The sequence below is a fragment of the Arthrobacter sp. 1088 genome (genome assembly GCF_031455315.1).
In the GTDB taxonomy this organism is placed as follows: Bacteria; Actinomycetota; Actinomycetes; order Actinomycetales; family Micrococcaceae; genus Arthrobacter.
In genome coordinates this window covers 246,824-263,002 of the sequence record NZ_JAVDSM010000008.1, presented here as the reverse complement: position 1 = coordinate 263,002, position 16,179 = coordinate 246,824, and the positions used below count along the sequence as shown (strand labels likewise).

Here is a 16,179-nt window from a genome sequence, read left to right as displayed (position 1 = left end):
GTCGAACTACGCCAAAACTGTTCGACCCTATCGAGGAGGCCTACGTGTCCATCAGCGCCGAGAACACGACTCATGAATCTGTGGCCGCCAGCCACGCCCTGCCGGAGCCGACCCCCGAGGAACAGGCGCAGCTGGAGCAGCTGTACAAGGACTTCGAGTCGGAGAACCTGATCCCGTTGTGGACGGAGATCGGTGACCTGATGCCGATGGTCCCAACCCCGAAGGCCGTCCCGCATGTGTGGCGTTGGAACGATCTGTACCCCCTCGCTGCGCGTGCCGGGGACCTGGTGCCCGTTGGCCGCGGCGGGGAACGCCGCGCCATTGCCCTGGCCAACCCGGGCCTGGCCGGCACGCCGTACGCGACGCCGACACTGTGGGCCGCGATCCAGTACCTCGGCCCGCACGAGGTGGCCCCCGAGCACCGGCACTCCCAGAACGCCTTCCGGTTCGTCGTCGAAGGCGAAGGCGTCTGGACGGTCGTAAATGGCGATCCTGTGGCGATGCGCCGCGGCGACTTCCTGCTGACCCCGGGCTGGAACTTCCACGGCCACCACAACGACACAGACCAGCCGATGGCATGGATCGACGGGCTGGACATTCCCTTCGTCCATTACGCGGACGCCGGGTTCTTCGAGTTCGGCACCGAACGCGTCACGGACGAATCCACGCCGGACATCTCGCGCTCTGAACGCCTCTGGGCCCACCCTGGCCTCCGTCCGCTCTCCGGCCTGGAGGACACCACCAACTCCCCCATCGCCGCATACCGCTGGGAACACACCGACGCAGCCCTCCGTGAGCAGTTGTTGTTGGAGGACGAGGGCCACCCGGCCACCGTCTCCCAGGGCCACGCCGCCATCCGGTACTCAAACCCCACCACCGGCGGGGACGTCATGCCCACCATCCGCGCCGAATTCCACCGCCTCCGCGCCGGCGCCACCACCGAGCCGCTCCGGGAGGTCGGTTCCAGTGTGTGGCAGGTCTTCGAAGGCACCGGCACCGTTGTCCTGAATGGCGAAACCAAACACCTGGCCAAGGGTGACCTGTTCGTGGTCCCGTCCTGGCAGGAATGGTCGCTTCACGCCGACGCTGTTTCACAAACTTCGTTTGACCTGTTCCGTTTCAGCGACGCCCCCATCTTCGAACTACTGAACTTCAACCGCAGCTACACCGAAGGACGCAAGTAATGAGACTCCTCACCCTCCGCACCGCTGAAGGAACCAAGGCTGTCCGCCAGGACGGCGACACCCTCACCGAGATTCCCGGCTTCGCCGACGTCGGCGCGTTGCTGGCCGACCCCGCATGGGAAACCATTGCGAAGGCGGCCAACGGCGCAACGCACGCGCTCGACGGCGCCGACCTCGCCGCCGTCGTGCCTGCTCCGGGGAAGATCATCTGTGTGGGCCACAACTACCGCAACCACATCAAGGAAATGGGCAGGGAAATCCCCGAGTACCCCACCCTGTTCGCGAAGTACCAGGAATCCTTGATCGGCCCGAACGATGACCTGGCGTTGCCGCAGGAATCGGACACCGTGGACTGGGAAGCCGAGCTCGCGGTGATCATCGGCAAGAAGGGCCGGCGCATCACAGAGGCGGACGCAGCCGACCACATTGCCGGGTACGCGGTCCTGAACGACATCAGCATGCGCGATTACCAGTTCCGCACCATCCAGTGGCTCCAGGGCAAGACGTGGGAGAACTCCACCCCGTTCGGCCCTGCCCTTGTCACCAAGGACGAATTCACCGCCGGCCCGCTCATGACTTCCGCCGTGGATGGCGAGATCCAACAGAGCACTCCCACCGGCGACCTCGTGTTCACCCCCGAATTCCTGGTTTCCTACATCTCCACGATCATCACGCTGAACCCGGGCGACGTGATCGCCACCGGGACCCCCGGCGGCGTCGGGCACGCCCAGGACCCCAAGCGGTACCTGCAGGAAGGCCAGCTGCTGGTCACCACCATCGAGGGCCTGGGCCAGCTAAGCAACCGCGTGGTCAAGGAAGCCTGATGGTCGCCCGCCACGATCTCGCCACCGATCCGCGCCTGCAGGAAGAACTCCTGCAGGCGCGGCGGGGAACCGCCTTCTTTGCCCGGAAGCTCAATGAACTTGCCGACTCAGAGCTCGACGGCGCGTCGCTGCTGGGCGGCTGGTCCCGCCGCCACGTTGTAGCACATGTGGGCTACAACGCCCGTGCGATCGCCCGGCTCGTGGAATGGGCCGCCAGCAGTGTGGAAACACCGATGTATGCCTCGCCCGAGGCCCGCAACCAGGAAATAAACTTCGGTGCCACGCTTTCCCCGATCGCGTTGCGGAACCTCTTCGACCACTCCGCAGTGCACTTGTCCGTCGAATGGCGCGACCTCCCGGACGCGAACTGGTCCCACGAAGTCCGCACCGCCCAAGGCCGCACCGTGCCAGCATCCGAAACAGTGTGGATGCGCACCCGCGAAGTGTGGGTCCACGCCGTGGACTTGGATAACGGCGCCACCTTCAACGACATCCCGGCATCGGTCCTCGAACGTCTGCTCAAAGACATCACCAGCGCCTGGAAAATCCGCGGCACCGACACCGGACTTCTCATCAAGGTCAACGCCACTGCCGGGAACGGCACTGGCCTGACGTTCGGCGACACCATCGCTGCAGACCCGACGATCATCACCGGTCCCCTTCCCGCCGTCGTCGAATGGGCCGCAGGCCGCGGCAACGGCGGCATCACAGCCGCCGGACCTGGCGCCCCAACGCAGGAAGTGCCGGCCGCGCCGGCATGGATCTAGCTACGACGCAGCAGGTGGAGTTGGCGGCGCCGTAGTCGAGCGGATCACCAGGCGGGGATTCACGATCTGGTCCTCGTTGCCTGCTTCACTTTCCAACTGCTGGAGCAGCGCGGACATGCAACGGCGGCCGAGTTCTTCAAAGTCCTGCTTGATGGTTGTCAGCGGCGGCAGGAAGAACGCAGCTTCAGGTTGATCGTCATAACCCACCACACTGATGTCTTCAGGGACCCGCAACCCGGCTTCCTGGAGGGCGCGAAGGACTCCCACAGCCATTTGGTCGTTCGCGATAAAGACAGCAGTGACAGTTGGCTGATCCTCGAGCTTGCGCTGTTCAATGAGCGCCAGGCCTGCTTCATATCCCGAGGCGGCATCCCATCCCCCTTGGAGAAGAACGTGGGCCTCCAAGCCCGCGTTGCCGAGTGCCTCCTGCCATCCCTTGATGCGCTCAGCCGCGTCAATCCAGTGCGTCGGACCGGAAATGTGTCCGATGTGTCGGTGTCCGAGCCCGATGAGATGTTCCACCGCCAACCGCGCCCCCAAACGCTGGTTCAGTGAAGCACCCATCAGTTCGTTCCCTGTTCCGGCGCCCACGGCCACCATGGGAAACGGGACGATGACGTCACGGAGGGCGGCCAGGACATCCGGATGGGGCACGAGGATGACCACGCCCTCCACTGACTCGTTGCGGAAATGGGCGATGGCGTCGTTGATGCTGTCGCCTGTTACTTCGCGGAGGTTGGCGATACTGACGAAGTAGCCCGCTTCCCGGCCCGCCTGTTCGACTCCCAGCAAAGTATTGGCAGGTCCGTACTGGCCGGTTTCGCAGGCAAGCACGCCTATGGTCCGGGACCGCCGCGTCACCAAGCTGCGTGCGGCCGTGTTGCGCCTGTATCCAAGGCTCGCGATAGCCGATTCCACGCGTTCCTTGGTTTTGCTGCTGACATTGGGGTGGTTGTTCAGGACGCGGGAAACAGTCTGGTGCGAGACCCCGGCCAACTTGGCTACATCCCCCATGACGGGTGGCCTGCTCGGTGTTGCCCCGGGAGACATCCGCACCTCACTTTATGGATTCGTATGGCGGGCTTGGACAGGATTGGCCCGCATCCGGCTCTTCACTCTGAGCAGGACAGCTCAGCTCGAGCAGGATGCAGGCCAATCCAGGGATTCTTGCTACTTGGCGTCTACCCGCACAGGTTCAGTCTTGGCAGGTTTGGTAGCTTCGGTTGCCGGAGGCGTGGTCTTCCACTTGAAGCGGCGGCTGATTGATGATCCTCCACCAGCACCTGTCCGGTTCTTGTTGAAGATGTCGAAGCCAACTGCAAGGAGGAGAACCAGGCCCTTGATGAGCTGCTGGTAGTCGGTTCCCAGACCCAGGATGGACATACCGTTGTTCAGGACGCCCATGATGAGGCCACCGATCATTGCTCCCGCAACGGTACCGATGCCGCCTTGGACGGCCGCGCCACCGATGAAGGCGGCAGCAATGGAGTCCAGTTCAAAGCCCGTACCGCCAGCAGGCTGGGCAGAGTTCAGTCGGGCTGTGAACACCAAACCAGCCAACGCGGCGAGGACGCCCATGTTGACGAACAACCGGAAGGTTACCTTCTTGGTCTTGATGCCGGAGAGCTCTGCTGCATGCAGGTTGCCACCAATGGCGTAAGTGTGGCGCCCGAAGATGCTGTTGTTCATCAATGCCGAGTACAGGATCACCAGGACTGCCAGCACGATCAGCACGATCGGCGTTCCACGGTAGCTGGCCAGGAGGAAGGTGATGATGAGCATCAGCACGGCGATGAAGCCGTTCTTGACGGCAAACCATGCCATCGGCTCGTTTTCAAGGTTGAACTTGCGCCGGACCCGGCGCTCCTTGATGGCTTGGAAGAGAATGGCTGCGGTGCCGCCAACGCCCAGGATGACGGTCAGCCATTCCAGTACGGAGGTGCCTCCGGAGATATCGGGGAGGAAACCTCCACCGAGCGCGCGCAACTCGTTGGGGAACGGGGTGATCTGCTGGTTCTTCAGGGTGATGAGCGTCAGGCCGCGGAAGATGAGCATGCCGGCCAGGGTGACGATGAAGGCCGGGATGCCCACATAGGCAATCCAGTAGCCCTGCCATGCACCCACCAAGGCACCTACCAGGAGGCAAGCCGGGATGGCCAGCCACCACGCCCAGCCCCAGTGCACGATCATCACGCCGGCAACAGCCCCGATGAACCCGGCGATGGATCCGACAGAGAGGTCGATGTGGCCGGCGATGATGACCATCACCATGCCAATGGCGAGGATCAGGATGTAGCTGTTCTGGACCACCAGGTTGCTGACGTTCTGCGGTTCAAGCAGGATGCCGTTCGTCAGGACCTGGAAGAGGATAACGATCAGGATCAGGGCGACGAAGATGCCAACCTGGCGGAGGCGGCTTGTGAGGAAGCCAAGGGATTCTCGTAGGGCGGACATGTTGGCTATTCCTTCTCTTGAGTCATGAAGTGCATGAGGGTTTCCTGGGTGGCCTCGGCGATGGGGACCTCGCCGGTGATGTGCCCTGCGGACAGCGTGTAGATCCTGTCACAAATGCCCAGGAGCTCAGGCAGCTCCGAGGAGATCACGATCACGGCTTTCCCGGCGGCTGCGAGTTCATTGATGATCGTGTAGATCTCGAACTTGGCGCCGACGTCGATGCCCCGGGTTGGTTCGTCCAGGATCAGCACGTCCGGATCCGAGAACATCCACTTGCTCAGCACGACTTTCTGCTGGTTACCGCCGGAGAGCTTGCCGGTGATGGCTGCCACGGACGGCGCCTTGATGTTCATGCTCTTGCGGTAATGGTTGGCGACGGTGGTCTCTTTGTTGCCATCAACCCAGCCACGTTTGGCCAGCTTGTTCAGCGCCGCCATGGAGATATTCCGTTTGATGTCCTCGATCAGGTTCAGGCCATAATGCTTGCGGTCCTCGGTGGCGTAGGCAATGCCATGATCGATCGCGTCGGAAACGGTGGAAGTGTTGATCTCTTCGCCGTACTTGTAGACCTTGCCCGAAACGGCGCGTCCGTACGTCCGGCCGAAAACGCTCATGGCCAGCTCGGTGCGGCCCGCGCCCATAAGGCCGGCCAAGCCCACCACTTCGCCCTTGCGGACATTCAGGTTGGCGTTGTGCACCACGATGCGGCTGTGGTCCTGGGGATGCTGGACCGTCCAGTCTTCAATGCGGAGGACTTCCTCGCCGATATTTGGAGTCCGGTCCGGATAGAGGCTTTCAAGATCACGTCCCACCATGCCGCGGATGATGCGTTCCTGGGTGATCTGGCCCTGGTCCAGGCGCAGCGTCTCAATGGACTTGCCGTCACGGATAATGGTGACGGCGTCAGCCACCTTGCGGATCTCGTTGAGTTTGTGGCTGATGATGATGCTGGTGACGCCCTGGCCCTTGAGGTGCAGGATGAGGTCCAGCAGGTGGTCCGAGTCTTCATCGTTCAGTGCAGCCGTGGGCTCATCCAGGATGAGCAGCTTCACCTCTTTGGAGAGCGCCTTGGCAATCTCCACGAGCTGCTGCTTGCCAACACTGATGTGCTGGATGGGTGTGACGGGGTTTTCGCTCAGACCTACACGGGCAAGCAGCTTGGCGGCTTCGAGGTTGGTTTTCCGCCAATCCACCCAGCCGTTGTTTGCCAACTCGTTGCCGAGGTAAATGTTCTCAGCGATGGAAAGGTACGGGCTAAGAGCCAGCTCCTGGTGGATGATCACGATCCCGCGCTTCTCACTGTCCGAGATACTGTTGAATTCGCAGGGTTCGTTCTCAAAAAGGATGTCGCCGTCAAAGGAGTTGTGCGGGTAGACCCCGGACAACACCTTCATGAGAGTGGATTTCCCGGCGCCGTTCTCTCCACAGATGGCGTGGACTTCGCCGCGGTTTACATCCAGGGTGACATCCTGAAGGGCCTTGACCCCGGGGAAGGTCTTGGTTATTCCTCGCATTTGAAGAATGGGTACGTTCATCGTCAATTCCCACTGACTGGTTGGAACTTGGCCTGGCCGGGGATTCGGCCGGCTCCTGGTGGGTTGTGGCCCCGCCCCGCTTGGCAGCGCTCTGGTGGCGCTTTAGCAGCGCTTGGCAGCGCTCTGGCAGCGGGACCACAACCCGAAGGAAGTGCTTACTTGACGTCGGATTCCTTGTAGTAGCCCGAGTCGATGAGTTCCTTCTTGTAGTTGTCCTTGGTGATGATGACGGACTTCAGGAGGAAGGCCGGAACAACCTTGACCTTGTTGTTGTAGGTCTTGGTGTCGTTCGTTTCCGGCTCGTTGCCCTTGAGCACGGCGTCAACCATCTTCACGGCCTGAGCTCCGAGCTGGCGGGTGTCCTTGAAGATCGTGGAGTACTGCTCGCCGGCGATGATGGACTTCACGGAGCCCTTTTCGGCGTCCTGGCCGGTAACTACCGGCAGCTTTCCGGTGGAGTAGCCACCCGTGCTGGTCAGGGCCGAGATGATGCCGATGGACAGGCCGTCATACGGGGAGAGCACACCGTCCAGCTTGGTGCCGGAGCTGTAAGCCGAGGTCAGGATGTCTTCCATGCGCTTCTGGGCAACGGGTGCCTGCCAGCGCAGGATGGCTGCCTGCTCGAACTTGGTCTGGCCGCTGGGAACCTTCAAGGTGCCTGCATCCAGGTACGGCTTGAGGGTGTCCATGGCGCCAGTCCAGAAGAAGTTGGCGTTGTTGTCATCCGGGCTTCCGGCGAAGAGCTCCACGTTGAACGGGCCCTTGCCTTCAACCTTCTTGCCACTTGCGTCCACCAGGCCAAGGCCGGTGAGCAGTGACGTAGCCTGCTGGACACCTACGGTGTAGTTGTCGAAGGTGGTGTAGTAGTCAACGTTCGGTGTTCCGTTGATGAGGCGGTCGTAGGCGATGACCTTAACGTTCTGTTCCTTGGCCTTGGCCAGGACGTCGGTCAGCGTGGTGCCGTCAATTGCTGCGATGATCAGTGCCTTGGCGCCCTTGGTCAGCATGTTCTCGATCTGGGAGACCTGCGTAGGGATGTCATCGTTGGCGAACTGAAGGTCAGTCTTGTAACCAAGGTCCTTCAAGGATTTCTCAACGTTGGCGCCATCGGCAATCCAACGCTCGGACGTCTGGGTCGGCATCGAAATGCCTACCAGCGAATCGCTGGGCTTGGCGGTGCTGCTGGATTCTGCAGCTCCTCCACGGCTCCCGCAGCCCGTGGCTCCCACGGTCAAGGTAAGGACAACCGCTACGGCGCCCAGGAGTTTCTTTAATCTCACGATGCTCTCCTTCCGCGGCAGCTTTGCCGCGAACTCTGATGCAGCCGGAGCATCTGCGCGTCCGGCACGGTGAAGCTGGGTTGGCCTGTGTGCTGGGGGCGGCACATGCCACTTCAAGGTGATACGACTGCCATTGTGAACGCTAACAATACCGTCGGTCAAGTGGATTGGATCACAATTTGGTTATAACGCTACTCGGCAGTAATCCCTGCGGGAAATTCTTGACTTGAATCGTTGTTAGCGTTCACAATTGGCGCGCGTTCGCGTTCCCTGGGAAAGGAAGAGCCCGGCACCGCCTTGTGGGCAGTGCCGGGCTTCCAGTGCTCCACCGTGATGGCGTGGTGGAGCACGACCCCGCCGAAAGTGGGGAGCTAGAGCCGGGTGTCGAACGAATCGCAGAAGACGTTCTCGTTGAACGTCCCCTGGAACTCGGACTTACCTTGGATTTTCAGGATGGTGGCACGGATGGCCTCGCGCGTTCCTGCGTGAGCGTGAATGGCGGTCTTGACCATGGGTACATCGATCAGATGGTTCGGCTGGTTCAGGGAAACAAAGACAGTGGGAACTTCCGTGGCGTACCAAGGAATTTCAGCAGCCATGGGCGAGGACCACTTGATCCGTATTGCCGCCTCCTGCGCGAAGCCCTTGACGTTGGCAAACACGAATGCGGCGTCGTACTTCTCCGCGTAGTCGCCCGTTGCTTCCTCGGCGAGCACCCTCATGAAGTTCATGCCGGGCTCCCCCGCAGCTTCACGCTGCTCCGCTGTTTTGAAGACATGCACTTCAAAACCCGCGGATTCCAGTTCCTCCTTGACCGTGTCCAAATAAGCCAGCGGATCTGCGCGGGTAAAGTCCGCCCCGCCCGAAATGCCATAGAGCCGGATGCGTTTGTGCGTCCCAGGCGTGATGGGCAGGTTCCGGGCTGTGTCCTTGACAAGCGTGACGGTCTTGTCCGCAACGTCTGCGGCAATTGCACGGTGCGCGTCGCTGCCGATGACGGCCAATGCTTCTGCGGACGGCACCAGCCTCTCACGCTCAATCCGGTGCAATCCCAGCGTTGCCTTCAACCCCAGGATCCTGCGCAACGCATCGTGGAGGCGGGCCTCCGTGATGACACCGGATTTGTAGCCGTCCACCATGTATTGGAAGTCCTCGTCGGGATTGCGGAAGAAGAGGAACATGTCGCAGCCGGCTGCGATGGTGGCAGGCACCAAATCGCACCGCTTCATTGCCTGCGTCAAACCGACCATGAGCGAAGCGTCCGTGAGCACCAGCCCGTTGAAGCCGAGCTCACCTCGCAGCAGGTCCTGCAACAGTTCAGGAGCGAGTGTCGCCGGCAACACCTCAGAGTCCGACAGCCCGGGACGGAAATGTCTGGAGACCTCGGGAGCACCGATGTGCCCTACCATGATCGACTGCACGCCGTGCCCGATCATTTCGCGGTACACGTGCCCGTACGTCTTGTTCCACTCGTCATAGTCGAGCGTGTTGTAAGACGTGACCACATGCTGGTCACGCTCATCAACGCCGTCGCCCGGGAAATGCTTCACGGCGCAAACAGTTTGCGACTCGCTGATTCCGTCGAAGTACTCCTTGGCACGCTCCACCACAATCTCCGGCGTATTGCCGAACGCCCGGGTGGAGATGACCGTGTTCCGCCAGTTGCAGTGGATGTCCACGATCGGCGCGAACGCCCAGTTACAGCCCAGCGCAGCCGTTTCGACGCCGGCAACCTGGCCCATTTGCCGGGCGATTGCCTTGTCCGGGTGTGAACCAGCCTGCAGGTGCGTGGCCACGAACGTGCCGTCGTCGCAACTGCCCGCTCCGCCCATCTCCGGGTTGGAAGCGATGAGCAGCGGGATGCGGGTTTTGGACTGCGCGTAACGGATGTGTTCCTGGACAGCCGCCGAGGGACCCGGCCGGTAGCGCATGCCGCCCACATGGAATTTCTCCAGCACGCTGTCGAGGTACTCCGGGGAGTAATCGTTGTTGTGGTTGATGAACAGCTGCCCGATCTTCTCCTCGAGGGTCATTGAGCCGATCGTGTTCTCCACCCATGCGACAGCTGCGTCATCAAGATGGAAGGGAGCAGCTTTGAGGTCCACCAGGAATGGCCTGGACGGCGCTTCAGCATGTCCACTCAAAGCCAGGGTCACTTCATCCACGATCTCCTCCACGGATAAGGCGATATCCAGGACTATTCCCGCTTCGTCGTCCTGCAAGGGCTCCAAAGTAGCTAATTGTGAATCAAGGAGCGAGGCTGGCATGAAGTGTCCGGGTCGGGCGTTCATGCGTTCATTCAGCAACTCGCGCGTGCCATACAGGTGCACGAACACCACGGATGGATCGCCGCTGCGGATGATGTCCCGGTAGGAGCGCTTGAGGGCGCTGCAGGCAATAACAAGAGCAGAGTTCGACGCCGTGAATCGCCTGCCGATTCCGGCCAACCAGGGTGCCCGGTCGTCGTCGTTCAGCGGAGTGCCCGAGGCCATCTTGTCGATGTTTGATTGCGGGTGCAGCGAATCGCCGTCTAGGAATTCAGCTCCGAGGCGTTCAGCGAGGGCGGCACCTACGGTGCTTTTGCCGCAGCCGGCCACGCCCATCACCACGATGTGGTGCCGGGCGTCGCCTGCCGAAGGAACCGGCTTACCAGTCATGGACCGTGCCGTCCACGAGGCGGTTGTACGGCAGGTATGCCTGCTGGTACGGGAACGCAGCGGCCGCTTCCTCGTTGAACTCGACGCCGATGCCGGGCTCGTCCCCGGGGTGCAGGTAACCGTCTTTGAATGTCATGGACTGCTGGAAGACCTCGTTGGTTTTGTCCGAGTGCTGCATGTATTCCTGGATGCCGTAGTTGTGGATGGCCAGGCCAACATGCAGCTGGGCGGCGAAGCCCACCGGGGAGATGTCCGTGGGGCCGTGGAAGCCGGACTTGATCTGGTACTGCGCGGCGAAATCCATGACCTTCTTCAGCGGGGAGATACCGCCAAAGTGTGTGGAGGCCGCGCGGACGTAGTCGATCAACTGTTCCTTGATGAGGGTCTGGTAGTCCCACACGGTATTGAAGATTTCACCGATGGCCAGCGGCGTTGTGGTGTGCTGGCGGACAAGGCGCAGCCCCTCCTGGTTCTCGGCCGGGGTGCAGTCCTCCAACCAGAACAGGTCGTACGGTTCCAGTGCCTTGCCCAGCTTGGCCGCCTGGATGGGCGTCATCCGGTGGTGGCCATCGTGGAGCAACGGAATTTCCGGGCCGAACTCATTCCGCACGGCTTCGAAAACCGTCGGCAAGTGACGCAGGTACGCGCGGGTGTCCCAATCCTCCTCCAACGGGAAGTTCCCGCGGCCGGCCGGCTCGTAGTCGTAACGCTCGCCAGACGCCTGGGCCTGGGCGGCCACACCGTACACAGCCTTGATGCCCGGGACCGCGGTCTGAATTCGGATGGACTTGTAACCGAGTTCCAGGTGCTCACGGACCGAGTCGAAAAGCGAGGGAATGTCCGAACCCGAGGCATGCCCGTAGGCGCGCAGCCCGTTCCGGGACGCGCCACCCAGCAACTGGTAGACGGGCATGCCGGCCACCTTGCCCTTGATGTCCCACAACGCCATGTCCACGGCGGCAATCGCGGCCATGGTCACCGGGCCCCGGCGCCAGTACGAGCTGCGGTACAGGAACTGCCACGTGTCCTCGATCCGGTGCGGATCCTTCCCGATCAACAGCTGCGCAACATGCTCCTTGAGATAGGCGGCGACGGCGAGTTCCCGGCCGTTCAGCGTCGCGTCACCAATGCCCGTCACCCCGTCTTCGGTGGTGATGCGCAGGGTGACGAAGTTCCGGGAGGGGCTGGTCACGAAGACTTCAGCGGCAATGATTTTCACAGCTTTTCCTTTCGGGATTGGGCTGGGTTGAAGGGTTCCTTCTCGCCTCAATGCGATATTCACCACAAATACTGAATACGAGTCTAGAATTGTTTGCCATTTTTGGCAATCGGTTGCCAGCGCGACAACCGCGCGAGCCTAGGAAAAGGGAAGCCTAGGCTGCAGTTCCTGTCCCGGCACGGTGAGTGGCCCAAACCGAGGTCAACTCCTGGATCAGCTCCACGACTCCTGGCTCACCGGCAAGGTCTGGATCCAAAAGCCGCAGCAACGCCGCAACCCGGGCACGTCCGGAGAGTTCATTCGCAGCCGCAATGCCTGAAGCCCTGGGATCCTGAAGCTCAGGATTCACCGCGATGTAGGCAGACCACACCGCGATCATTCTCGCCGCAGCAGTGCCGCTTCGCCCGGCAGCGCGCTCCGCACGGAGAACCGGCAGTGCACGCATCCGGAGCTTGGTGCTGCCGTCCACGGCAATCTGGGCCAGATGATGTGCGATCCGGGAGTTTCCAAAACGTTCAAGCAAAGCGGTCCGGTATTCAGGGATACGGAGTTCCCCCCCGGGAAGGTGCCTGGCGGCTTCGTCCCAGAATTCCCCTACCACTTCGCGGCATACCGCATCGCCCAGGGCCTGGGCCACTGTGGTGTGGCCGCGCAACTGCCCTGCGTAAGCCAGGATGGAATGCGCGCCATTGAGGAGCCAAAGTTTGCGGTTTTCGTAGGGTTCGATGTCATCCACGAAGACCGCTCCAGCGTCTTCCCAACGTGGACGCCCGAGGGGGAAATGGCCGCTCAGCACCCAGTTGCGGAACGGTTCAGTGACCACCGGGGCTTCGTCCCGGTACCCGCACTGCTCACCGACCAGGGCAACATCGTCAGCCGTAGTGCGGGGCGTGATGCGGTCCACCGATGTGCTGACAAAGCTGACGTTGTTGTCGATCCAGGCGGCGAGTCCGGGGTCGAAGCCCAGGGCGATTTCCGCTACGCCCGCACGGGCCACGTTTCCATTGTCAGAGAGGTTGTCGCAGGAAACCACAGCGAGGGGTCCGGCGTCGGCCTCCCTGCGGGCGGCGAGGCCAAGGACCAAGCGGCCCAACGGCGTCGTGGGTTGCTCCCCCGCGACCAACCGCGGCAGGTCATCCGCGCTGTGTGCGTAGGCTGCTTCCGTGATGGTCAGTGTTATCACCGCTGTTTGCGGTGCTGAGACCAGTTCGACCAATCGTTCAATGTTGGCGCCGTCGATGGCTTCTACAACGCTGCCTACAACCTCAAAGGAATCCCCTGCATCGGATCGTTCCACCAACGTAAAGAGACCGTCCTGGGCCGCAAGGACCTTGGCGGCATCCGGACGACGCCCCGTGAACGAGGCGATGCCCCAGTCCCCTGCGTCGCCGGCATGCTGTGTGTACCAGGCCTGGTGCGAACGGTGAAAGGCCCCGAGTCCCAGGTGCACAATGCGCACGGGAGCCTTTTCAACCGCTTTGACCTCACGGTTCAATCGCCGGAGCCCATCGACGCTCATAGTTTGAACACCCTGCGTGGCGAGGAATCGACGACGTCGAGAATCAGCTCGTGTGCGCGGGCTTCAGTCACACGGTGCTCGGCTACAAGGCGCGCGAGGAAGGAAGCTTCAATCCTGCGGGAGGCGTCGTGCCGTGCGGGAATGGAGCAGAACGCGCGGGTGTCATCGATGAAGCCGGAGGACCGCGAGAAACCTGCGGTTTCCGTAACTGCGGAGCGGAAGCGCAACATGGCATCCGGAGCATCGAGGAACCACCACGGCGCACCGATGAAAACAGACGGATAGAAACCGGCCAACGGCGCGAGTTCACGGGAAAAAACGGTCTCATCGAGGGTGAAGAGCACCAAGTGGAAATCCTTGGCCGTGCCAAAGTCCTGCAGCAACGGACGGATGGCCTCGGTGTAGTTCACCGCGAACGGAATATCGTGGCCGGTGTCCGCACCAAAGGACTCGAACGTGGGGCCATGGTGATTCCGGTACGAGCCAGGGTGGATGGTCATGACCAATCCGTCGGCCACTGACATGCGTGCCATCTGGTACATCATGTGGGCCTCGAACGCATCACGATCCTGGGCTGTAGCCTTGCCGGCACGGGCACGTTCAAAGAGTGCTTCAGCTTCTGCGGTTTGCAGTTTGAGCGTGGCAGGCGTGCGCACGCCGTGATCCGCCGAAACTGCGCCATGCTCAACAAAGTAGCGACGCCGGTTTTCCAGGGCCGCGATGTAGCCTGCATAGCCCGTTGCGCCGTCGGCGGCAGTTTCGATCAGACGATCAACGTTGGCGTTCCAGCTGGGATGCGCCACATTCAGATAAGCATCCGGTCGGAACGTGGGAAGCACCCGGCCGTTGAAGCTGGGGTCATTGGTGAGGGCCTTGTGGCTGGCAAGGTTGTCCAGAGGATCATCCGTGGTGGCCAGGACCTCAATGTTGAAGTCCTTGAAGAGCTGGCGAGGACGGAAGTCCGGCTCTACCAGCTTGGCCGCGATCGCGTCATAGCTGGCGTCAGCCGGCATCTCACTGAGGTCTGCGCCGAGTTTGAACACTTCGTGGAATTGGGTGCGCAGCCAGTACCCGGAGGCAGTGCCCTCGAACAGCGGCCAGGCCTGGACGAACTGCCTCCAAATCTCCCGTGAATCAGGCGCGGACGCTGTACCTGTGAGCAACTGATCCATCGGAACACCGTTGGCGTGGATCAGGCGTGTGACGTAGTGGTCCGGGCTGACCAGGAGCGCTGCAGGGTCAGGGAAGGGCGTGTTCTGTTCAAGGACAGCGGCGTCAACGTGGCCGTGCGGAGAAATGATGGGCAGGTCCTGGACGCGCTCCAGCAAGGAGCGCGCGATGCTGCGCGTGCCGGGATCTGCGGGCAGAAGCCTGTCAGGGTGTGCTGCGATGGACTGTGACATAGGTCAATCTTGCGGTTCACCTTGCCATCTTGTCAACCGGTTGCCAAAAATTGCCAACTCGTTGCAACAATCATTTGCCTAAACACTGGGGACTAGCTCAGCAGCCTTCCACTGGAGCCACGCACAACGAGCTCGGTCTCCACGCTCACAGCTTCGCTGGGGGCATCGTGGCCTTGCAGCATGTCCAACAGGATGGTCACGGCACGCGTGCCGCATTCCCCCAGGGGTGAACGCACGGTCGTCAGTGCGGGGGTGGTGAAGTCTGCGCCGAAAATGTCATCGAAGCCAACGATGCTGATTTGGTCCGGAACGCGCATGCCGCCAGCCTGCAATTCCTGCATCAAGCCGATGGCCAGGAGGTCGTTGTAAGTGATGACGGCTGTAGCTCCACTTTCCAGGACGTCGCGCGCAACTTGCCTGCCGCCGTCGACGGTTGGTTTGGACGATTCCAAACGCAGGGCACCCAGCTTTGACCACTCGCAGGCAGCTTTGACGCCCTCCCACCGGCGGCCTGTCATCCAGGACTGGGCAGGCCCCGCGACGTAGGCAAGATTGGTGTGCCCATTGGCTGCCAAGCTGCGCACGGCCTCGCTGATGCCCTTGTTCACATCCGGAACGACGCACGGGACGCCGTCGATCTTGCGGTTAATGACCACCACAGGCTTGTCCGCCGAAAGGGCCCGGATGTGGTCGTCGTCCATGCGGGGACTCGCCAGGATCAGTCCGTCGACCGTGCTCAACAGGCGACGCGCCGCGGTGACTTCGGTCTCTGGCGACTCAGCGGATTCCGCCAGGACCAGCGTGTAATCGCGGGCCGATCCGCTGGTTTCGGCACCGCGGATGATGTCGAAAAAGGTGGGATTGGTAATGTCCGCGACAATCAAACCCATTGTCTGCGTGCGGCCAGTGGGGAGCGCGCGGGCGAACGGGTTCACCTGGTAGTTCAGTTGCGCAGCCGCGTCCTCGATAATTTTCTGTGTCTTGGCACTGACCCTGCCCGGCTTGCTGAGGGCACGCGACACCGTCGACGGGTTCACGCCCGCGAGCTTGGCGATGTCGTAGATCGTAGCGGAGGACTTTTCCCCCCGGCCACGCTTAGTGGGTGCAGTTGCTGCGGTGCTCGTCACGTCAGTCACCGCTTCATCCTAGACCGCTTGGCAACAAAAACGGCCGGTTGCCATCGAGGAATGCCAAAAACCCGGTGGAATGTGAGAGAGGAACGTCAAAAACCCAGTGGGATGTGAGAGAGGAACGCTAAAAAGCCGGTGGGATGTGAGAGAGGAACGCCAAAAAGCCGTCGGGATGTGAGAGAGGAACAGTCTGGATACTCCCTCACA

The 16,179-nt window shown here is 61.6% G+C and carries 12 protein-coding genes; 3 read left to right on the top strand and 9 right to left on the bottom strand.

Going from position 1 to position 16,179, the window contains the following annotated elements:
• The first annotated feature begins 44 nt into the window (after positions 1-44).
• Genes J2Y41_RS14885 through J2Y41_RS14875 form a run of 3 tightly spaced genes read left to right on the top strand, consistent with a single transcriptional unit; the run spans position 45 to position 2,775 of the window.
• Positions 45-1,184, top strand: coding sequence for a cupin domain-containing protein (locus J2Y41_RS14885; protein ID WP_309929599.1), 1,140 nt, complete (start codon positions 45-47; stop codon positions 1,182-1,184).
• The gene (locus tag J2Y41_RS14880) at positions 1,184-2,008 is read left to right on the top strand and encodes a fumarylacetoacetate hydrolase family protein (protein WP_309929597.1); all 825 of its coding nucleotides are present in this window, start codon (positions 1,184-1,186) and stop codon (positions 2,006-2,008) included. Before J2Y41_RS14885 ends, J2Y41_RS14880 begins: the two co-directional genes overlap by 1 nt.
• Positions 2,008-2,775 (top strand): maleylpyruvate isomerase family mycothiol-dependent enzyme, encoded by a 768-nt coding sequence (locus J2Y41_RS14875; RefSeq protein WP_309929595.1) that lies wholly within the window; start codon positions 2,008-2,010, stop codon positions 2,773-2,775. The genes J2Y41_RS14880 and J2Y41_RS14875 overlap by 1 nt, the downstream gene beginning before the upstream one ends.
• Here J2Y41_RS14875 and J2Y41_RS14870 read toward each other — a convergent pair whose 3' ends face one another.
• The 9 genes from J2Y41_RS14870 to J2Y41_RS14830 all read right to left on the bottom strand — a co-directional run bounded on the left by J2Y41_RS14870 (position 2,776) and on the right by J2Y41_RS14830 (position 15,978).
• Positions 2,776-3,789 (bottom strand): LacI family DNA-binding transcriptional regulator, encoded by a 1,014-nt coding sequence (locus tag J2Y41_RS14870; protein ID WP_224166227.1) that lies wholly within the window; start codon positions 3,787-3,789, stop codon positions 2,776-2,778.
• A gap of 156 nt (positions 3,790-3,945) precedes the next feature.
• Complete coding sequence (gene mmsB, locus J2Y41_RS14865) at positions 3,946-5,229, bottom strand: multiple monosaccharide ABC transporter permease (protein ID WP_224166226.1); 1,284 nt, start codon at positions 5,227-5,229, stop codon at positions 3,946-3,948.
• Between the two features lie 5 nt (positions 5,230-5,234).
• Positions 5,235-6,764, bottom strand: coding sequence for a multiple monosaccharide ABC transporter ATP-binding protein (mmsA, locus tag J2Y41_RS14860; protein WP_223935636.1), 1,530 nt, complete (start codon positions 6,762-6,764; stop codon positions 5,235-5,237).
• A 155-nt stretch (positions 6,765-6,919) separates the two neighbouring features.
• On the bottom strand, positions 6,920-8,044 hold the full coding sequence (gene chvE / locus J2Y41_RS14855; RefSeq protein ID WP_224166225.1) for a multiple monosaccharide ABC transporter substrate-binding protein: 1,125 nt from the start codon (positions 8,042-8,044) through the stop codon (positions 6,920-6,922).
• 371 nt (positions 8,045-8,415) lie between these two features.
• Positions 8,416-10,701 carry a gluconokinase, GntK/IdnK-type gene (locus J2Y41_RS14850; protein WP_309929593.1) on the bottom strand — a complete coding sequence of 762 codons (2,286 nt, stop codon included), beginning with the start codon at positions 10,699-10,701 and terminating at the stop codon, positions 8,416-8,418.
• Positions 10,691-11,920: a D-mannonate dehydratase ManD gene (gene manD / locus J2Y41_RS14845; RefSeq protein WP_224093992.1), complete on the bottom strand. Its 1,230-nt coding sequence runs from the start codon at positions 11,918-11,920 to the stop codon at positions 10,691-10,693. The genes J2Y41_RS14850 and manD overlap by 11 nt, the downstream gene beginning before the upstream one ends.
• A gap of 154 nt (positions 11,921-12,074) precedes the next feature.
• Positions 12,075-13,439 (bottom strand): mannitol dehydrogenase family protein, encoded by a 1,365-nt coding sequence (locus tag J2Y41_RS14840; RefSeq protein ID WP_309929590.1) that lies wholly within the window; start codon positions 13,437-13,439, stop codon positions 12,075-12,077.
• Positions 13,436-14,842, bottom strand: a complete 1,407-nt coding sequence (gene uxaC, locus J2Y41_RS14835; RefSeq protein WP_309929588.1) for a glucuronate isomerase — start codon at positions 14,840-14,842, stop codon at positions 13,436-13,438. The genes J2Y41_RS14840 and uxaC overlap by 4 nt, the downstream gene beginning before the upstream one ends.
• Positions 14,843-14,934: 92 nt before the next feature.
• Positions 14,935-15,978, bottom strand: a complete 1,044-nt coding sequence (locus tag J2Y41_RS14830; protein ID WP_309929585.1) for a LacI family DNA-binding transcriptional regulator — start codon at positions 15,976-15,978, stop codon at positions 14,935-14,937.
• Positions 15,979-16,179 lie beyond the last annotated feature (201 nt).